Origin of the sequence: Streptomyces laurentii, from assembly GCF_040635425.1 — a bacterium.
GTDB lineage: Bacteria > Actinomycetota > Actinomycetes > Streptomycetales > Streptomycetaceae > Streptomyces > Streptomyces laurentii.
The window spans coordinates 53,574-70,751 of the sequence record NZ_JBEYHT010000008.1 but is presented as its reverse complement, the minus strand read 5'-3'; the positions used below and the strand labels follow the sequence as shown (position 1 = coordinate 70,751).

The 17,178-nt window shown below is 71.9% G+C and carries 16 protein-coding genes; 8 read left to right on the top strand and 8 right to left on the bottom strand.

The features are described 5' to 3' along the window. Window positions 1-117: 117 nt before the first annotated feature. From ABZ693_RS07670 to ABZ693_RS07660, 3 genes are all read right to left on the bottom strand, one after another. Window positions 118-1,194: a prenyltransferase/squalene oxidase repeat-containing protein gene (locus tag ABZ693_RS07670; RefSeq protein ID WP_359874490.1), complete on the bottom strand. Its 1,077-nt coding sequence runs from the start codon at window positions 1,192-1,194 to the stop codon at window positions 118-120. Next, window positions 1,191-1,925, bottom strand: a complete 735-nt coding sequence (locus ABZ693_RS07665; protein WP_359874488.1) for a class I SAM-dependent methyltransferase — start codon at window positions 1,923-1,925, stop codon at window positions 1,191-1,193. Before ABZ693_RS07665 ends, ABZ693_RS07670 begins: the two co-directional genes overlap by 4 nt. Window positions 1,926-2,056: 131 nt before the next feature. Continuing rightward, window positions 2,057-3,409: a glycosyltransferase family 4 protein gene (locus ABZ693_RS07660; protein WP_359874486.1), complete on the bottom strand. Its 1,353-nt coding sequence runs from the start codon at window positions 3,407-3,409 to the stop codon at window positions 2,057-2,059. A 328-nt stretch (window positions 3,410-3,737) separates the two neighbouring features. Here ABZ693_RS07660 and ABZ693_RS07655 point away from each other — a divergent pair, with 328 nt between their 5' ends. Beyond that, window positions 3,738-4,439 carry a TetR family transcriptional regulator gene (locus ABZ693_RS07655; protein WP_359874484.1) on the top strand — a complete coding sequence of 234 codons (702 nt, stop codon included), beginning with the start codon at window positions 3,738-3,740 and terminating at the stop codon, window positions 4,437-4,439. A 56-nt stretch (window positions 4,440-4,495) separates the two neighbouring features. Here the strand turns inward: ABZ693_RS07655 and ABZ693_RS07650 are convergent, their stop codons facing one another. Next, window positions 4,496-5,038, bottom strand: coding sequence for a hypothetical protein (locus ABZ693_RS07650; RefSeq protein ID WP_359874482.1), 543 nt, complete (start codon window positions 5,036-5,038; stop codon window positions 4,496-4,498). A gap of 160 nt (window positions 5,039-5,198) precedes the next feature. Here ABZ693_RS07650 and ABZ693_RS07645 point away from each other — a divergent pair, with 160 nt between their 5' ends. Next, a complete protein-coding gene (locus ABZ693_RS07645; protein WP_359874480.1) occupies window positions 5,199-5,690 on the top strand; it encodes a hypothetical protein in 492 nt (163 codons plus the stop codon). Window positions 5,691-5,721: 31 nt separating this feature from the next. Here the strand turns inward: ABZ693_RS07645 and ABZ693_RS07640 are convergent, their stop codons facing one another. After that, a complete protein-coding gene (locus ABZ693_RS07640) occupies window positions 5,722-5,955 on the bottom strand; it encodes a ferredoxin (protein WP_359874478.1) in 234 nt (77 codons plus the stop codon). Beyond that, entirely contained in the window at window positions 5,955-7,427 is a 1,473-nt protein-coding gene (locus ABZ693_RS07635) for an aldehyde dehydrogenase (protein WP_359874473.1), read from the bottom strand. The genes ABZ693_RS07640 and ABZ693_RS07635 overlap by 1 nt, the downstream gene beginning before the upstream one ends. A 192-nt stretch (window positions 7,428-7,619) precedes the next feature. Between ABZ693_RS07635 and ABZ693_RS07630 the strand changes: the two genes are divergently transcribed. Then, a complete protein-coding gene (locus ABZ693_RS07630; RefSeq protein WP_359874471.1) occupies window positions 7,620-8,729 on the top strand; it encodes a Strvi_7410 family MBL fold metallo-hydrolase in 1,110 nt (369 codons plus the stop codon). 104 nt (window positions 8,730-8,833) lie between these two features. Here the strand turns inward: ABZ693_RS07630 and ABZ693_RS07625 are convergent, their stop codons facing one another. Both ABZ693_RS07625 and ABZ693_RS07620 read right to left on the bottom strand, forming a co-directional pair. Further along, entirely contained in the window at window positions 8,834-9,670 is an 837-nt protein-coding gene (locus ABZ693_RS07625) for an NAD(P)-dependent oxidoreductase (protein WP_359874469.1), read from the bottom strand. Further along, window positions 9,667-11,034 carry an NsdA family TPR-like regulatory protein gene (locus tag ABZ693_RS07620; RefSeq protein ID WP_359874466.1) on the bottom strand — a complete coding sequence of 456 codons (1,368 nt, stop codon included), beginning with the start codon at window positions 11,032-11,034 and terminating at the stop codon, window positions 9,667-9,669. Before ABZ693_RS07620 ends, ABZ693_RS07625 begins: the two co-directional genes overlap by 4 nt. Window positions 11,035-11,295: 261 nt before the next feature. On the opposite strand from ABZ693_RS07620, the gene ABZ693_RS07615 reads away from it, so the two are divergent. From ABZ693_RS07615 to ABZ693_RS07595, 5 genes are all read left to right on the top strand, one after another. After that, a complete protein-coding gene (locus ABZ693_RS07615; RefSeq protein WP_359874464.1) occupies window positions 11,296-11,796 on the top strand; it encodes an ATP-binding protein in 501 nt (166 codons plus the stop codon). Window positions 11,797-11,843: 47 nt separating this feature from the next. Continuing rightward, window positions 11,844-12,413, top strand: coding sequence for a hypothetical protein (locus ABZ693_RS07610; RefSeq protein ID WP_359874462.1), 570 nt, complete (start codon window positions 11,844-11,846; stop codon window positions 12,411-12,413). Window positions 12,414-12,538: 125 nt separating this feature from the next. Continuing rightward, a complete protein-coding gene (locus ABZ693_RS07605) occupies window positions 12,539-12,721 on the top strand; it encodes an FxLD family lanthipeptide (RefSeq protein WP_359874460.1) in 183 nt (60 codons plus the stop codon). A 234-nt stretch (window positions 12,722-12,955) separates the two neighbouring features. Then, the gene (locus tag ABZ693_RS07600; protein ID WP_359874713.1) at window positions 12,956-15,883 is read left to right on the top strand and encodes a lantibiotic dehydratase; all 2,928 of its coding nucleotides are present in this window, start codon (window positions 12,956-12,958) and stop codon (window positions 15,881-15,883) included. After that, window positions 15,880-17,154 (top strand): lanthionine synthetase C family protein, encoded by a 1,275-nt coding sequence (locus ABZ693_RS07595; protein ID WP_359874458.1) that lies wholly within the window; start codon window positions 15,880-15,882, stop codon window positions 17,152-17,154. The genes ABZ693_RS07600 and ABZ693_RS07595 overlap by 4 nt, the downstream gene beginning before the upstream one ends. Window positions 17,155-17,178: the final 24 nt, after the last annotated feature.

Genomic DNA, 17,178 nt, shown 5'->3' with positions numbered 1-17,178 from the left:
TTCTCCCTGTTGTGCGTGCTCATGAGTGCCATGGGCACGCACATCCTAGAGCCGCCCGAGATCCCGCATTTACGTGCGTCCCACACGAATCGAACGGGTGAACGATCGTACGGACGATCAGGCGCAGCAGTCCGGTTCCAGGCCCCGCGGCAGCCGCTCGCCGCCGAAGACCGCGACCGTCGCCTCCTCGCCGCCGAGCGCCGCCACCGCGAGCAGCAGCGAGCCCGCGGTCCAGGTCGTCTGCTCCTCCGGCCAGACGGCCTGGTCGCCCTCGAAGACGTACCCGGTCCAGTAGGCGCCGTTGTCGGCACGCAGGTGACCGATGGACTTCAGGATGTCGAGCGCGCGGTCGGACTCGCCCATCGCCCAGAGCGTGAGGGCGAGTTCGCAGCTCTCGCCGCCCGTGACCCACGGGTTGGGCAGGACGCAGCGCACGCCCAGCTCGGGTACGACGAAGTCGTCCCACTGCTCGTCGATCCGGGTCTTCGCCGCCGTGCCGTCGACCGCGCCGCCGAGGACCGGGTAGTACCAGTCCATGGAGTAGCGGGACTTGTCGAGGAAGCGTTCGGGGTGGCTGCGTATCGCATGGCCGAGCGCGCCGGCCGCCAACTCCCAGTCCGGCTGCGGCTCCTCGCGTTCGTCGGCCAGGGCGAGGGCGCAGCGCAGCGCCTGATGGATCGAGGAACTGCCGGTCAGCAGCGCGTCGTTCACCGCCGCGCCGTCCGCCTCCCGCTTCCAGCCGATCTGCCCGCCGGGCTGCTGCAGGCCGAGGACGAACTCGACGGCCGCGTAGACGACGGGCCACATGCGGTCGAGGAAGACGTCGTCGCCCGTCGACAGATAGTGGTGCCAGACGCCGACGGCGATGTACGCGACGAAGTTGGACTCGCGCCCGCGGTCGGTGACGTCGTCGGGGTCGCCGTCGTGATACGCCGCGTACCAGGAACCGTCGGGGTTCTGGTGCCGGGCCAGCCACGCGTAGGCGCGGGCGGCGGCCTCGTGCTCCCCGGCCGTGTCCAGGGCCATGGCGGCCTCGGTGTGGTCCCAGGGGTCGAGGTGGTGGCCGCGGAACCAGGGGATGGCGCCGTCCTCGCGCTGGACGGCGAGGATGCCGGCCACCGTCTCGGCGGCCTGCTCGGCGGTCAGGACGCCCGGCAGGACCAGGTGCTCCGCGATCCGCTCGGGTGAGGTCACTGCGCGTCGCCCTTGGGGAGGTGGGGCTTGGTGGCGTAGGCGACGAAGCTCTTGCCGACGACCGGGTTGAGCAGCTGCTCGGTGATCCGGGTCGCGGCGGGCTTCTTCATGATGTCCCAGACCAGGAGCTTGTGGTACGCGCGGACCGGCAGCGCCTTGTCGTTGTCGACGCCGAAGGCGCACTTGAGCCACCAGTACGGGGCGTGCAGCGCGTGCGCATGGTGGGTGCCGTACGGCTTGAGGCCGGCCTGGCGCATCTTGGCGAGCAGTTCGTCGGCCTTGTAGATGCGGATGTGACCGCCCTCGACCTCGTGGTACGCGTCGGAGAGCGCCCAGCAGACCTTCTCGGGGCCGTAGCGGGGCACGGTGACCGCGATCCGGCCGCCCGGCTTGAGGACGCGGACCATCTCGGCGAGGACGGCCTTGTCGTCCGGGATGTGCTCCATGACCTCGGAGATGATGACGACGTCGAAGGACTCGTCGGGGAAGGGCAGGTTGTGCGCGTCGCCCTCCATCGCGGTGGCGGTGGCGCCGGCCGGAGCCTCGCCGCCCTCCTTGATGGCGGCGAACCACTTGGCGACCTCGCGGATCTCCTCCGCGTTCTGGTCGAGCGCGACGACCTGGGCGCCGCGCTTGTAGCACTCGAAGGCGTGCCGGCCCCCGCCGCAGCCCAGGTCGAGTACGCGGTCGCCGGGGGCGAGCGGGAAGCGGGTGAAGTCGACGGTCAGCACGGGGTCTGCCTTTCAGGTGCTTCGGGGGCTACGGGGTCTCGGGGCTCGGGGGCCCCGGACCTCGGGGGTGGACCGCTCGCGGGTTCGGGGTGCGAGGGCCCCACACTCGGTGCCGGTGCCGGTGCCGCGGTTCAGCGGCGGGCGGCCGTGGCGCGGCCGCGGCGGCCGGCGCCTGGGCCCGCGCCCTGGGCGGCGATGGCGGAGCGGTAGAGCTCGGCGGTGCCCTGCGCCGCGCGGGCCCAGGTGAAACGTTCCAGGACGCGGGCGCGGCCGGCGGCGCCGAGCCGGGCCCGGAGTTCGGGGTCGCCGAGCAGCCGGCCGAGGGCGGCGGCGAGGGCGCCGGCGTCACCGGTCGGGACGGCGAGACAGGTCTCGCCGTCGGGTCCGGCGACCTCGGGGATGGCACCGCCGGTGGTGGCGACGAGCGGAGTGCCGGTGGCCATGGCCTCGGCGGCCGGCAGCGAGAAGCCCTCGTAGAGGGAGGGGACGCAGGCGGCCTCGGCCGAGCGCACGAGGTCGACCAGCTCGGCGTCGGTGACGCCCTTGACGAAGCGGACGGCGCCGTCGAGTCCGTACCGTTCGATGGCCTGGGCGACCGGCCCGTCCTCGGCGCGCTTGCCGACGACGACGAGATGGGCGTCGGGCCGCTCGGTGCGGAGCTTGGCGAGCGCCTCGATCAGATGGATCAGGCCCTTGAGGGGGACGTCGGCGCTGGAGGTGGTGACGATCCGGCCGGGGATCTCGGCGACGGACGGGTCCGGCGACCACAGGCCGGTGTCGGCGCCGATGTGGACGACGCTGATGCGGTCGGGGCGGACACCGAGGTGGTCGACGATCTCCTTGCGCGAGGTGCCGGAGACGGTGAGGACGGACGGCAGCCGGCGCGAGACGCGCTTCTGCATCCGGGTGAAGGCGTACCAGCGGCGGACGGAGGCGCGGCGCTTCCAGTCGGCGGCGGCGTCGAGTTCGAGCTGCCGGTCGACGGTGATGGGGTGGTGGATCGTGGTGACAAGCGGCGCGCCGAGGGCGCGGGGGCCGCCGAGGAGTCCGTACCCGAGGGTCTGGTTGTCGTGGACGACGTCGAACGCGCCCGCGCGGGCGGCGAGCATGCGCCGGGCCCGCAGGGAGAAGGTGAGCGGCTCGGGGAAGCCGCCGGTCCACATGGTGGCCACTTCGAGGCGGTCGATCCAGTCCCGGTACTCGTCGCGCTTCGGCGTACGGAACGGGTCGGGCTGGCGGTAGAGGTCGAGGCTCGCGATCTCGGTGAGCGGGACGCCCTCGTCGAGGGTGGGGTACGGCTGGGAGCCGATGACCTCCACGCTGTGGCCGAGGCGGGCGAGTTCGCGCGAGAGGTGGCGGACGTAGACGCCCTGGCCGCCGCAGAACGGATTCCCCTTGTACGTGAGGAGAGCGATCCGCAACGGACGGTCACCGTCCGCGCCGACGCCCTGCCGGGGGCTTGCCTCTATGGCCTCCGCGGTCAACTGGGACCCCCTTCGAGCGTGCTTTTCGCGGGAGCGTAACCGCCCGCGCTAATCTAGAACAAGTTGCAGACTTGATCCCTCTGGTCCACCGAGAGCATTGAATCTACCGGCAGGTAGCTCGGCGGAGAGAGGCGGATCGGGTGATTCACGCCACGGCCGCCGACCCGTCATACTGTCGCTCCCTCAGCGCTCCTCGCACCACCGCCACCCCCGCCCCGCGACCCCTCCGGCACCACCCGCGTACCGCCTTCGCACCACCCCCGCACCGCCCTCCCAGCGCCCTCCCAGCGCCTCTCCACCGCCTCACCCACCGCACGGAACGGGACCCATGACCGCGGAAGACAGACCTGCGTCCTCGCCGCCCCTGACGGAACGCCAGGAGGCCCGCCGCCGGCGCATCCTGCACGCCAGCGCGGAGCTCGCCGGGCGGGGCGGGTTCGACGCCGTGCAGATGCGGGAGGTCGCGGAGGCGGCGGGGGTGGCCCTGGGCACGCTCTACCGCTACTTCCCGTCGAAGGTGCATCTGCTGGTCGCCACGATGCAGGACCAGCTCCAGCGCATGCACGGGACGCTGCGCCGGCGGCCGCCGGCGGGCGAGGACCCGGCGGGGCGGGTGGCGGCGACGCTGATGCGGGCGTTCCGGGCGCTGCAGCGCGAACCGCAGCTCGCGGACGCGATGGTACGGGCGCTGACGTTCGCCGACCGGAGCGTGAGCCCGGAGGTGGACACGGTCTCGCGGCTGACGACGGCGATCATCCTGGACGCGATGGGCACGGAGCAGCCGACGCCGGAACAGCTGTCGGCGGTGCGGGTGATCGAGCACACCTGGCACTCGGCGCTCATCACCTGGCTGTCGGGGCGGGCGTCGATCGCCCAGGTGAAGATCGACATCGAGATGGCGTGCCGGCTGATCGACCTGACGGCGCGGGGCGGCGCGGCGGGGACGAGTGCGGAGGCCGGGGCCCGAGCCGAGAGCAGGGCCGGGGCGGGGAGCGCGACCGAGGCTCCCCAGGGTGCCGGGCGGGGCTGAGAGCCCGGGCCGGACCGCGCCCGGCCCCCCGTCCGGGGGCGCGGGCGCGGACGGGGTCAGGACTTCTTGTTCTTCTCCAGGTCGGCCTTGAACAGCGCCTCGCACGCCGGCGTGTTGTTCGTGGCGACGAACATGACGAGCTTCAGCATGCCCGCGCTGTGGTCGCTGGCCTGCAGCTTCCAGGTGCCCTTGGAGAGCCCGGTGATCGTCGAGCCGGACTGCTCGGTGGTCTTCTCGGTCTTCCAGCCGCCCTTGCCGAGCGCCGCGACCGTGTCCGCGGCGGACTTCTTCGGGTCGGCGGCCTTCTGGGCGTCCGGGGTCCAGGAGACCATGCACGCCTTCAGGTTCTCCGGCACGTTCTCGCCCTTGGCCGCGTGCTCGAAGCCGGCACCGGTCGCCGCGGTCTCGATTTCCGTCCGCACCGCGTCGGCGGTCAGCTCCGTGCCGCCCGCCTCCGCGCCGCCGCCCGTCTCGGACGAGGACGAAGAGCCGCCCTTCCGGCCGCCCGAACCGCCCTGGTCCGAGCCGTCGTTGCTGCCACAACCCGCGACCAGCAGCACCACACCGGCGGCCGCGGCCACCCACTTCGTCTTGCGCACAACTCTCCCAAACGAGTGCGCACGAAAGCCTCTTGCCCCCGTGATCGAGGGAGTAGTTTTGCATACGGGAACCAACTCCCCGGCACGGCAAGGGGTACGGGAGCGCCGCACCGCGCGAAACGACGAGCGGGCCGGTGCCCTGGCGTGACACAGTCCTCCCGTGAACGAGCAGGAGCGGACGGACGGCCGGGCCCGCGCGCACGTCCTCGCGGACGGCCTGGGCCCCGCGGACGTGGCGCTGGTCCATCGCGAGGCGCTGCGCGTGCTGCGCCCCGTCATCGACACGGCCTTCGTCGACGCCTACAGCGACGCCCCCTGGCCGCCCGAGGTCCTGCCTTCCTACGCGACCGCGCTGCGGCTCGCCCGGGAGGAGAAGGCGAACGGTACCCGGCCCCGGCGGGCCGACCCCGGGATGGGGATCGCGATCGACGTCCGCGACGACGACGGGTTCGGCGTGCTGGCGGACCTGTCGCCGTACACGATCTGCGCCGAGGGATGGAGCGGTGACCGGCTCGTGTTCAGCGCCGACGACTCTGGCGCGTCCCTGTGGCTGTGGCTCACCCCGCGCCAGGAGGCCGATCTCCTGGCGCGCCTGGCGGTACGGGGGATCCCCCGTACCGCGCTCGCCGAGGCCCCGCCGGTCCGGCGCTGACCCACGCCCTCCGTACACGCGAGGGATTCTTCTACTCCTCCGGCGGGAAGACCGGTTCGCCGCCGTCGGCGAGGGTGAGGAGGATGGCCTCGACCGGGCAGCCCTCGGCCGCCGCGAGGACGCGTTCGCCCGCGTCCGTCTCCGCGGCGACCGGGTGGGACTGGCGGGCGGTGTCGAGGCGGAAGGCGTCGGGCGCGTGGCCGACGCACATGCCGGAGCCGATGCAGACGCCGCGGTCGACCTCGACGTGCCAGCGGTCGCCCATCAGACACCACTCCCCGGAGCCTCGTAACCGGCGGGCAGGTGGATCATCTTGTGCTCCAGGTAGGCGGCCAGTCCCTCGGGCCCGAACTCGCGGCCCAGGCCGGAGTTCTTGTACCCGCCGAAGGGGCCGAGCATGTCGAGGCTGAAGGTGTTGACGTTGAAGGTGCCGGTGCGGACCCCGCGCGCGAAGTCGACGCCGCGCTCGACGTCGCCGGTCCACACGCTGCCGCTGAGGCCGTAGTCGGAGTCGTTCGCGAGGCGCAGGGCCTCCGCCTCGTCGCCGTACGGGATGAGGCAGACGACCGGGCCGAAGATCTCCTCGCGGGCGATCCGCATGGAGTTGTCGACATCGCCGAAGAGGGTCGGCTCGACGTACCAGCCGCGTTCCAGGGCCGCCGGACGGCCGCCGCCGGTGAGGACCTTGGCGCCTTCGGACTGACCGTGCGCGATGTAGTCGAGGGACCGCTCCCGCTGGCGGCGCGCGACGAGCGGGCCGACCTGGGTGGCCGGGTCGAGCGGGTCGCCGACCACGAGGGCCCCGGCCGCGGCCGCGAGGGCCTCGGCGATCTCCGCGTACCGGGAGCGCGGGGCGAGGACGCGGGTCTGGGCGACACAGGCCTGGCCGTTGTTCATCCAGGCGGCGGGCACGATGCCGGCGACGGCCGTCGCCACGTCGGCGTCCGGCAGGACGACGGCGGCGGACTTGCCGCCCAGTTCGAGGGTGACGCGGGTGAGATGGCGGGCGGCGACCTCCATGACCCGCTTGCCGGCGGCGACCGAGCCGGTGAAGGAGACCTTGTCGACGCCGGGGTGCCCCACCAGGTACTCGCTGACCTCCCGGTCGGCGGGAAGAACCGACAGGACGCCCTCCGGCAGCCCGGCCTCGGCGGCGATCTCCGCGAGCAGGTACGCGTCGAGCGGCGACTCCGGCGACGGCTTGAGGATCGCGGTGCAGCCGGCGAGCAACGCGGGCGCGAGCTTGGCGGCGGCGGTGAACTGCGGCACGTTCCACGGCACGACGGCCGCGACCACGCCGACCGGTTCCCGCCGGACGAGCAGCGGCCCGAGGGCACCGGCCCGCCGCTCCTCGAACGCGTACTCCCGCGCGACCTTGATCGCCGAGTCCCAGACCATCATCGCGCCCAGCGCCTGGGCGAGGACCGACCAGGAGTACGGGGAGCCGTTCTGGGCGCTGACGACGCGGGCGATCTCCTCGTGCCGGAGCAGGAGGGCGTCCTTGATCCGGCCGATCACCTCGATCCGCTCCTCCAGGCCCAGCCGCGGCCACGGCCCCTCGTCGAAGGCCCGGCGGGCGGCGGCGACGGCGCGGTCGACGTCGGCCGGGGAGGCGTGCGGGACCCGGCCGATGACCTCCTCGGTGTGCGGGGAGATCACCTCGATGACGCCGTCGCCGAGCGGGGCGGTCCACGTACCGCCGATGAACAGTTCTCCGTGCTCCACAAGTCCGGTCATGACCGACTGCCTCCCGAGAACCCGCGGGCCCACGCCCGTCCGGCGGCCCTGGACGGGCAGCCCCGGACGCACGCCCTCTTATCGGACGAACCTCGAACCCCGCTCGAACAAATCTGACGATGCCTCAGAACTGATACCAGTTCTCGTTATGATGAGCAACGGCCCGACCGGCAACCGGAGATGAGGACCCCCATGACGCAGGCGGCGGCGAGCGGTCCGACCGGCGGCGCGGTGACCGCGCACGGGGGCGGCGTCTGGTCGCTGCGGGTCCCCATCCCGGACAATCCGCTCGGACACACCCTCGTCCACGTCCTCGACACCGACCGCGGGCCCGTGCTGATCGACACCGGCTGGGACGATCCCGACTCGTGGGCCGAACTCACGTCCGGGCTCGCAACGTTGGGGATCGGGATTGCCGACGTGCACGGTGTGGTCGTCACCCACCACCATCCCGACCACCACGGGCTGTCCGGCCGGGTACGGGAGGAGTCCGGCGCGTGGATCGCGATGCACGCCGCCGACATCGCCGTCGTACGCCGCAGCCGCGTGGCCCGGACCGGGAGTTGGCGCGGCTACCTCGACCGCAAGCTCACCGCCGCCGGCGCGCCCGAGGAACACCTCGCCCCGCTGCGCGCCGCCTACGCCGACCGGGCCGCCCGCGCGTCCCAGGCCACCGGAGAACGGACCCGGACCCTGCCCGGCGAGCGCGCCGCGCTGCCCGACCGCGAGATCGTCCCCGGCGAACTCCTCGACCTGTCGGGGCGGCGGCTGCGCGCCGTGTGGACCCCGGGCCACACCCCCGGCCATGTCTGCCTGCACCTGGAGGAGGAGCATCCCGCCGGGCTGCCCGGCCACGGCCGGCTGTTCTCCGGCGACCATCTGCTGCCCGGGATCAGCCCGCACATCGGCCTCTACGAGGACCCGGACGACCCGGCGGGCGAGGCGGCGAACGGCGACCCCCTCGGCGACTACCTCGACTCCCTCGAACGCGTCGGCCGGCTCGGCGTCGCCGAGGTACTCCCCGCGCACCAGCACGCCTTCACCGACGCCGCCGGCCGGGTCCGCGCCCTCCTCGCCCACCACGAGGAACGGCTGACCGGCCTGCTCGCCCTCCTCGCCACCCCGCTCACCCCCTGGCAGCTGGCCGAGCGCATGGAGTGGAACCGCCCCTGGGACCGCATCCCGCACGGTTCGCGCTCCATCGCGGTCAGCGAGGCCGAGGCCCACCTGCGCCGGCTGGTGAAACTCGGCCGCGCGGAGGCGGTGGCGGGCACGGAGCCGGTCGTGTACGTCGCGGTGTGACGCCTGTACCCGCCCGCACCCCTCAGCCCCAGCGCGCGGGGCCCGTTGTACGTCCAGGGCCCATCGTTCCGGTCATCGGGATCGTCGGACGTGGGGGAGCTTGTTCAGGAAGAACCCTGGAGATGGGAGAAGACCTCGGCGAGCGGCAGGTCGTACCGGTCCTTGTCCCGCTCCCAGCGACCCATCACCCGGGCCGTGGCCTCGGCGAGGTCCGTGGGCAGGTCCGCCGCGCGAAGCGTGTCCGCGATCTCGCCCATTTCGGGGGCCCAGCGCCAGGCGCGGGCGGCCACGCTCGGCAGATACTCCGGGTCCGACAGGATCGCGGAGGCCATGACCTCGGCCTCGGCCGTGAGCTGTTCGCCGACACCGTGCGCATCGGCCAGTGCGTGGGCGACTCCGGCGAGAGTGCGGGCGGCCTTCTGGTAGCCGGCGAACGCCATCTTCAGGGCGGAAGCGGAGCCGATGGCGTCGCCGGCCCGGCACACATGCAGGGCGGTGTCCGTGAACAGCCGCTCCACCCGGCCCAGAGCGGTGCTGTCCCCCGCCAGATAGAGCCGGGCCGCGCGCCCTGCGCCCGGCGGGGGCCCGAAGATCGCTCCGTCCACTACCGCGGAGCCTGGACGGATCTCCTCGGCGACGCGCCGCATCCGCTGCGGACTGACGGCGTTGGCGTCGACGTACACCCCGGTGAAGGCGTGGGCTGCGACCTCCGCCGCCACGTCCTCCGCCGCCTGCGGCGGACAGACGGACAGGACCACGGCGCTGCGGGCCAGCGCTTCCGTGAGCGAGTCGCAGGCTGTGGCCCCGGCCTGCTTCGCCCGGCGGTAGGTGGCCTCACTGCGCCCCTGGGGCACCCACAGCACGTCGTGGCCGGCCGCGACGGCCTGGGCTGCGACGGCAGCCCCCATGGAGCCGGGGTGCAATAGGGTCACGGTGGTCACGGGCTGCCTCCTGGCGGGAGCTCGGCGATGGTGCGTTCCTGATGAGCAATGATCAGCTCTCGCATGCCGATCGCGGCGGGGGTTCCGGCCCCCGGATGCATCGCCAGCCGGTGGCCGAAGTGGCCGACGCGCCGGTCGACGCTCTCGGTGCGGCGACGGGCGCTGACAGCAAGAACCTCCTGGATCTGTTCGGCCGCGCCGTCGAGGTCACCCCGGCCGAGGCGGGCCATGGCAAGGTCCATGCGGGCCAGGGACATCTCACCGAGCCGCCGGCGCTCGGGTGGCGCGGCCTGGAACATCTCTACTGCCTCGCCGGCGCGGGCCTCGGCGTCGCCGAGATGCTCGGGGCCGCCCAGCCATAGGTGGGTACTGCTGGCGTAGAAGAGCTGCTTCTCCAGAGGGAAGGCCATCATGCCGCCGGGCAGTTCGTCGCCGTCGGCGAGCCGTTCGCGCAAACGGTCGGCTTCGGAGAGGGCGGCGAGGGCGTCCGCCCGCCTGCCCAGTTGGCCGTACGCGCGGGCCTTGATGCTCTCCAGCCGGATGTGGGCGGTCCCGGACTCCGGGGTGTGCGCGGCGCCCGATTCGGCGAGCCTGACGGCGTCGGCCGGGCGTCCGGCCCAGTACGAGACAAGTGCCTGGAGCCCGCGGACCCAGGCACGCAGCCCGTTGTGGCCGGCGAGCTCGCCAAAGAGGAACGCCGTACGGGCCTGGGTCTCGGCGGCGTCGTAACGACCCAGATCGAAGCTGGCGTTGGCCAGCACCCCGCACAGGACGCCGGCACCGACGTACAGGTCACGGGTGTACAGCGGTGGCTGGCGACCTTCGAGGAGTTCGAAGGCGCGGTCGCGCAAGGCCCGGACCTCGTGAAACAAGGGCCCCACGGGTCGATTGGGATAGGAGTCGACGATGCGTCGGATGTCGGATTCCAGCTGCTCCAGTGTGTGCGGTCCCACGTTGCTGCTCTCTGCCTGGGCCACGAACCGCGCCGACTCGTTGGCTGCCACGGTCACCACGTCCTCAAGCCCGTACTCGATCGATTGCGCTGAACTGCCCCGGCACGATGCGGGGCTTGGCGTGCCGGCGGCCGCCCCGGACGGCACGGGGCCAAGGAGGCGGGCAGCAGGGATGCCGGGAAACATGAACTCCAGGACCCTGCGCGCGACGGTTTGCGGCGTCCGGACCTCGCCGTGCGCGTACCGGAAGAACTGTCTCTTCTCGATGGTCGCGGTCGCGATCGAACGCGGCCCCTCCAGCTCGGCCAACTGCCGGGCCGCCTGTTCGTAGCGTCTCTTGAAGACCTGGTAGTCCTGCCAGCCGCGCTGGTTGACCAGGGCTTGGAAAAGGGTCGGTCCTGTCGCGTGCACGGCGTCTCCTCAATGTCGGCGCCCGCTTCATCACCACGCTAGACAGCAACAAGTGGCAGATGCAGCCATGTTCGCCGAAAAACGCCGCCGCGCACCGATTAGACACCGGTTGGGCACGAAAGGGCGGCATCAGGCACGAGTCAGAGCCTCGTTCAGGCACACGAAGTGAAGAACGATGCAAATGCACCCGGCAGCTCGCCGCCCGTCCTCAGGACGTCGTCGCCGCGGTCCCGCCCGCCTGGCAATTCAGGAGGCTCTCTCATGCCAGCGCACCACCAGCACTCGTTTCCTGTCACCAGCACCGCGTCCGCCGTCCGTGAGGCCCGTCACCATGTCGTGGCCACCATCGGCTCGTGGAACATACGGCGCTGCGAGGAATGGCTGGACGGAATCGAGCTGGTGGCCGGCGAGCTGATCGCGAACGCGGTACTGCACGCCGGGGCCGGTCCGATCACGGTGGACATCCGTCAGGACGAGGTACAGGTCTTCATCGCCGTCCACGACCCCGCCTCAGCCCTTCCCCAGGAGACCGACGCCGGTCCACACGCTGAATCCGGGCGAGGACTCCAACTCGTCGACGCCTTCGCCGACCGCTGCGGAGCCGAGCCGACGGAGCACGGCAAGCGCTGTTGGGCCGCCTTCGACCTTCCCTCATCGCCCGATCCCCAGCCGGGGCCCTGGCCTCGGTTCCCCTCCCCCTCGGCCGCACCCCATCAACAGGGCCTTGACCGGCCCTGGCTCTCCATCGCCCAGCACCGCTGAGGAGGAGGGCAGCCAGGCCCCGACATCCGACCCACGAACGGTGGACCATGACCGTCTCTCCCCCGCCGGCCAGTACCCGGCTGCCGCGCAGGCGCTCCGTGAGCCCGCGGCCGCTCCTCCACACGCCGAACGGGCTCGCCTATACCGACGAACACGCTGAGGACCGCTCGATCGAGGGCGTGCTCCTCGGAGTGGTCGGCGAGCGGTCGGAGTCCCAGCGGTTCGCCATGGAGCGGCTGCTGTGCCGAGTCTGCGCGGAGCCGGCCGAACGAAGCCGGGACGGCATGCTGTGGCTGCTGCCGCTGCCTTCCGACACTCCGGACCAGCGAAGGAGAGAGGACTGGCCCGAGGGCGTCATGGCCATCGAGCCCCCGGTGTGCGGTGAGCACGCACGGGCCGCACCGCCCTTCTGGGAAGGCGGCTACCAAGTCTTCTACGCGGCCGAGGCCGAACTCGTAGGCGTATACGGAACGCTGCACCCGGCGCCAGGCGTTCTGGCGGACCCGGTGGAACGGATCCTGCGATTCGACGACCCGAGGATGCCCTGGATGGTCGCGACGCAGTTCGTACGGCAACTCCGTCGGCTCACCCCGGCCGCGCCGGACCAACGGCGATAGTCACCACCCGACACCCATGCTTCTCGTCTCCATGCTGCCCGCAGCACCGTGACGAGAAGGCCAGAAGCCATCTGGCCGCACAGCAATCTCTCATCCGACAACACGTGAAACTCAAGGAGTTCAGCATGGCGATCACCGCCATCCCGAGCACCACTCAGGTCCGGCCCGAGACGTCCCGGTCGACGACGCCCGACGGCTTCGAGCTGGACGTCACCCTGGTCGAGGTCGCCGACCCGGCCGGCCTCACCAACCTCACGGACGACGGCTGCGGCTCCACTTGCGGAGCCTGCACCACTGGCGTCGCCTAGCCCTGGCCGCACGGCCTCTAACCAGCCGGTGCCGCCGCGTCACCACGACGTGGTGGCACCGGCCCACTCCGCCCCTCACTCACGGAGGCAAAGGTGACCGCCCCGGCATTCCGTGCCACCCGCACCGCGCTGGTCCGCGCCATCACACGCCCGGCCCCCTCCTTGCCCGCATGGCCGGACCTGACCGCCGGACCCACCAGCACGAGTACAAAGCAGACCGACTGGCTGCGGACGATCTGGACCGACAGCGAGGTCAGCCACGCCCTGCGGCACGCCAGTCCCGTGCTGGCTACCCGGGTCGACATACTGCTCGCCGCCACGCGGCCCCGCCCCCGGGACATCCGGCGGGCCGCGGTGTCCACGGCTCGCTATCTTCTGCGAGCGGAACATCGAGCCACCCCGTTCGGGCTGTTCGCGGGCGTCACCACCGCCACTCTGGGCACGTGTGCGCGCGCAGTGTGGGGGGCTGATCACCTACCGGTTACCAGCCCGTCGGCAGAGTGGCTGTCCGCCGTCGTGGACCGCCTGGAGCACTGTCCGGACCTGTTGGTACGGCTTCCGCTGGTCGCTTCCAGCACGCTGATGACGCGCGGGGACCGGCTCGTCGCCCCCTACCAGTCGCATGCGGTGCAGAGCTCGGCGCGTCCCGTCGAGGCGTCACTGCGGCTGACCGGGCCGGTACGCACCATCCTCTCGGCCACCCGGACGCCGCGTCCCTTCGGCGATGTCGCGGCCCAGGTGCTGGCGGAATTCCCCGAGGCAGGACCCGAGAAGGTGACGGACCTCCTTCGCGAGCTGATGCGGCTCCGGGTGCTGTTCACGAGCCTGCACGCTCCGAGCACCGAGACGGATGTTCTCGCATATCTCCAGGGCGAGTTGGACGCTGTCGACGCCGGGGCCGTACCGGCTGCGGGAGATCTCGTGCGCGAACTCGGCCGAATCGGGGAGGAACTTCGGCACACTCGGGCGACCAAGACGGTCGTCACAAGGATGCGTGATCTCGTACCGGAGCTGCGCCGTCATCCGCTCGCCCTGGATGTCCGCTTGGACGCCTCAGTCGGCCTGCCAACCGCCATTGCCCGAGAGGCGGAGCGAGCCGCCCTGGTCCTGGCCCGCGTAAGCGCCGTGCCGTACGGCAGTGCCGCGTGGAAGAGGTACCACATGCGGTTCTACGAGCGGTACGGCATCGGCTCGCTGGTGCCCCTGCTCGACGTTGTGGCAGACAGCGGTATCGGCTATCCGAACGGCTACCCCGGTGCCGTGGCCGCCGAGCGCAAGCCCCGCCTCTCGGAGCGCGACGAGGTTCTCGTACGGCTCGCCCAGCGGGCGGCGCTCGACGGGACCGACGAGGTCGCCCTGAACGAGGAGCTGATCACTGCCCTGGAGACCGGTCCTGTGCCGGCCCGGATCCCGCCTCACCTGGAGCTCGGGTTTCGCGTACGGGCGAGAAGTGCCAAGCAACTGGAGAGTGGGCAGTTCGAGCTCAGAGTCGTGAGCGTGTCGCGTGGTGCGGGCGTCGGCGTAGGTCGCTTTCTTGGGGTGCTGGCCCCAAAGGAGCGGGACTCACTCGTCGGGGAACTCTCCGATCTGCCTGCCGCCGACGGTGCCACGCAGCCGGCGCAACTGTCGTTCCCCCCGCTCCTGCCGGAGAGCGCGCATGTCACCCGCGTCCCACGAGTTCTGCCCTTAGTGATCAGTCTCGATGAGCACCGCGCCCCGCATGACGGCCTGCTGCACCCGCGGGACTTGGCAGTCGGCTGCGACGGCCGCCGCATGTTTCTCGCCGTGCCGTCACGGGGCCATCGGGTCGAGGCCGTGGGGATGCACGCGCTGAATCCGCGTACCCACACTCCCCCGCTCGTGCGGTTCCTGACGGAGCTCTCACGTGCGCAGTGCGCCCAGGTGACCGTCTTCGACTGGGGTGCCGCGTCGACCATGCCGTTCCTGCCACGCCTGCGCTACGGTCGCGTCGTGCTCTCGCCCGCCCGCTGGCGTCTGGAGCGACGCGAACTGCCCGGCCCGGACACCCCATGGGAACACTGGGACAGCGCCTTCGCCACATGGAGTGCGGCACGTCGGCTGCCCCGCCACGTGCAGGTGGGCGAAGGAGACCGGCTGCTCACGCTCGACCTCGGGCAGGCCGGCCACCGCGTGCTGCTACGTGAGCACCTCAAGGGTGCGGAGGCGGACGCACTCACCGAGGCGGAGACACCGGACGACTTCGGGTGGTGCGACGGCCGGGCACATGAGGTCGTCCTGCCGCTGAAGGCCACCACGCCGCTTGCCTGGCCGCGCCTGCCCCGCCCCACCCCGGCCCGTGTCCTGCATCCCGATGAGGTCCACACCCCGGCCGCGTCGCCGGTGCTGCTCGCAAGCCTGTACGGGGACATCCGCCGCCAGGACACCCTCCTCGGTACCCATCTGCCCAGGCTTCTTGATCGGCTGGGCAACCCCCCTTGGTGGTTCGTCCGCTTCCGCGACCCCGACCAGCACCTCCGGTTGAGGATCGTCCTGCCCACACCGGACGCGTTCGCGCAGACGGCCGGTACGGTGAGCAGCTGGGCGAACGAGATGCGCGGCGCAGGGTTGCTGTCGGACCTGCGGTATCCCACCTCGTACCCGGAAATCGGGCGGTGGGGCTCCGGATCCGCCTGGGCAGCGGCGGAGAACGTCTTCCGGGCCGACTCCCGCGCACTGCTCACGCAGTTCTCCCTCCCTCGGCGCCCGCACCGGAGAGCGTTGGTCGCCGCGCACACCGTGGCCATCGCCTCCGCGTTCCTCGGCAGCACGAGGCGCGGGATGGGTTGGCTCATCGAGAACATCCCACCGACGGCACCCGATCAGATCGCCCGGTCCACCTTCACGGACGCGGTCCGGCTCGCGGACCCTTGCGATGACTGGGCCGCGCTGCGCTCCGCCCCCGGTGGTGGCACGGTCGTACGGGCCTGGGCGGACCGAGACCGGGCGCTCATCGCCTATCGCGCGCACCTGCCCGGCCCGGAGACCCAGGGCATCGACCTCCACGATGTGCTGACCTCCCTGCTGCACGTCCACTTCGTACGAGCGGTAGCTGTCGACTTCCCCGAGGAAGCTGCCTGCCTCCACCTCGCCCGGGCCGCCGCCCTCGCCTGGACCGCCCGCTCCGAAAGCAGGCCCGTGTGACCATCCACCGTGCCCACACGCTCTCCGACGAGATCGCCGACCGTCTTGCCTGCCCCAGCTCCTCATGGATCCGGGCCCAGGCTGAAGACTGGCGTCGGCAATCGCTCGCCCACGGGCTACTTGGTATCGCCCTGCTGCACGTCGAGCGCGCTGCCGCCGGCCTCTCCCCGTGGCAGCGCGTGAACGATTGGCTCGCCGCCGCAACCCGAACACCGCTGACCACCGGCCCCGACAGCCATCCTTTCCATGGGGCACCGGCTCTCGCCCATGTTCTGGCGTGCGCGGCCAGGCATATGCCCGGCCCGTACGAGAAGGCACTCGCCGCCCTGGACCGGCAGATCGCCACCGACGTACACCGGCGTCTCGCCGCCGCCCGCCGGCGCATCGCCTCCGAAGCGCCCCCGGCCCTCGCGGAGTTCGACTCGATTCGCGGGCTCACCGGATACGGCGCCTACCTCCTGCGCAGTGATCCGAGCGGTGACCTCGTCCGACAGGTCCTGGAATACCTTGTCCACCTCACCACGCCGATCAGCCACAACGGGCGGACACTGCCCGGGTGGTGGACCCTGCTCGGACCCTCCGGTCGCGCGGACGACCGATACCCCGGCGGTCACGCCAACACCGGGGTCGCCCACGGGATCGGCGGTGTCCTGGCTCTGCTCGCACTCGCGGCCCGCCAAGACGTGATGGTGGACGGCCACCGGGATGCCATCCACGCGATCCTGGCCTGGCTCGACCGCTGGCAATTCGACATCGCACACGGGGTGGTCTGGCCTTACTGGGTCACCCGCAGCGAGCTCGAAGCCGGTCGTGTCCTGCCGCCGACCGCTCAGCGTCCGTCGTGGTGCTACGGCGCCGCCGGGGTCGCACGCGCCCAGCAACTTGCCGGCCTTGCCCTCGGAGACGTCCCCCGGCAGCTCGCGGCGGAGACCTCACTCATCGGTGCCTTGACCGACCCTTCCCAGATCGGCGCGACGGCGGAACTCGGTCTGTGCCACGGCTTCGCCGGGCTGGCCCACATCGCCGCGCGAGCGGCAGACGACGCCCTTCCTGGGAACGCGGGCCGCATCCGCGATCTGATCCCGGCGCTCCTCACTGCGGTTCACCCCCCGGACGTCGCCCCGGGGCGGGCTGCGGCCCGGATCCTGGAATCGCCCGGCCCAGGCACGGGACTGCTCGATGGCGCCGCCGGCATCGCCCTGGCGGTGCGCGCACCTGCCACGGCGGCCCCACCCCGCACCGCCTGGGACGCCTGCCTGCTGATCGCCTGAGAACGCCCCTTCACCCCAAGGAGG

Coding starts and splice junctions, on each gene's coding strand:
- ABZ693_RS07630 (WP_359874471.1), top strand. CDS start 7,620: ATGACGCAGGCGGCGGCGAGCGGTCCGACCGGCGGCGCGGTGACCGCG.
- ABZ693_RS07615 (WP_359874464.1), top strand. CDS start 11,296: ATGCCAGCGCACCACCAGCACTCGTTTCCTGTCACCAGCACCGCGTCC.
- ABZ693_RS07610 (WP_359874462.1), top strand. CDS start 11,844: ATGACCGTCTCTCCCCCGCCGGCCAGTACCCGGCTGCCGCGCAGGCGC.
- ABZ693_RS07605 (WP_359874460.1), top strand. CDS start 12,539: ATGGCGATCACCGCCATCCCGAGCACCACTCAGGTCCGGCCCGAGACG.
- ABZ693_RS07655 (WP_359874484.1), top strand. CDS start 3,738: ATGACCGCGGAAGACAGACCTGCGTCCTCGCCGCCCCTGACGGAACGC.
- ABZ693_RS07640 (WP_359874478.1), bottom strand. CDS start 5,955: ATGGGCGACCGCTGGCACGTCGAGGTCGACCGCGGCGTCTGCATCGGC.
- ABZ693_RS07635 (WP_359874473.1), bottom strand. CDS start 7,427: ATGACCGGACTTGTGGAGCACGGAGAACTGTTCATCGGCGGTACGTGG.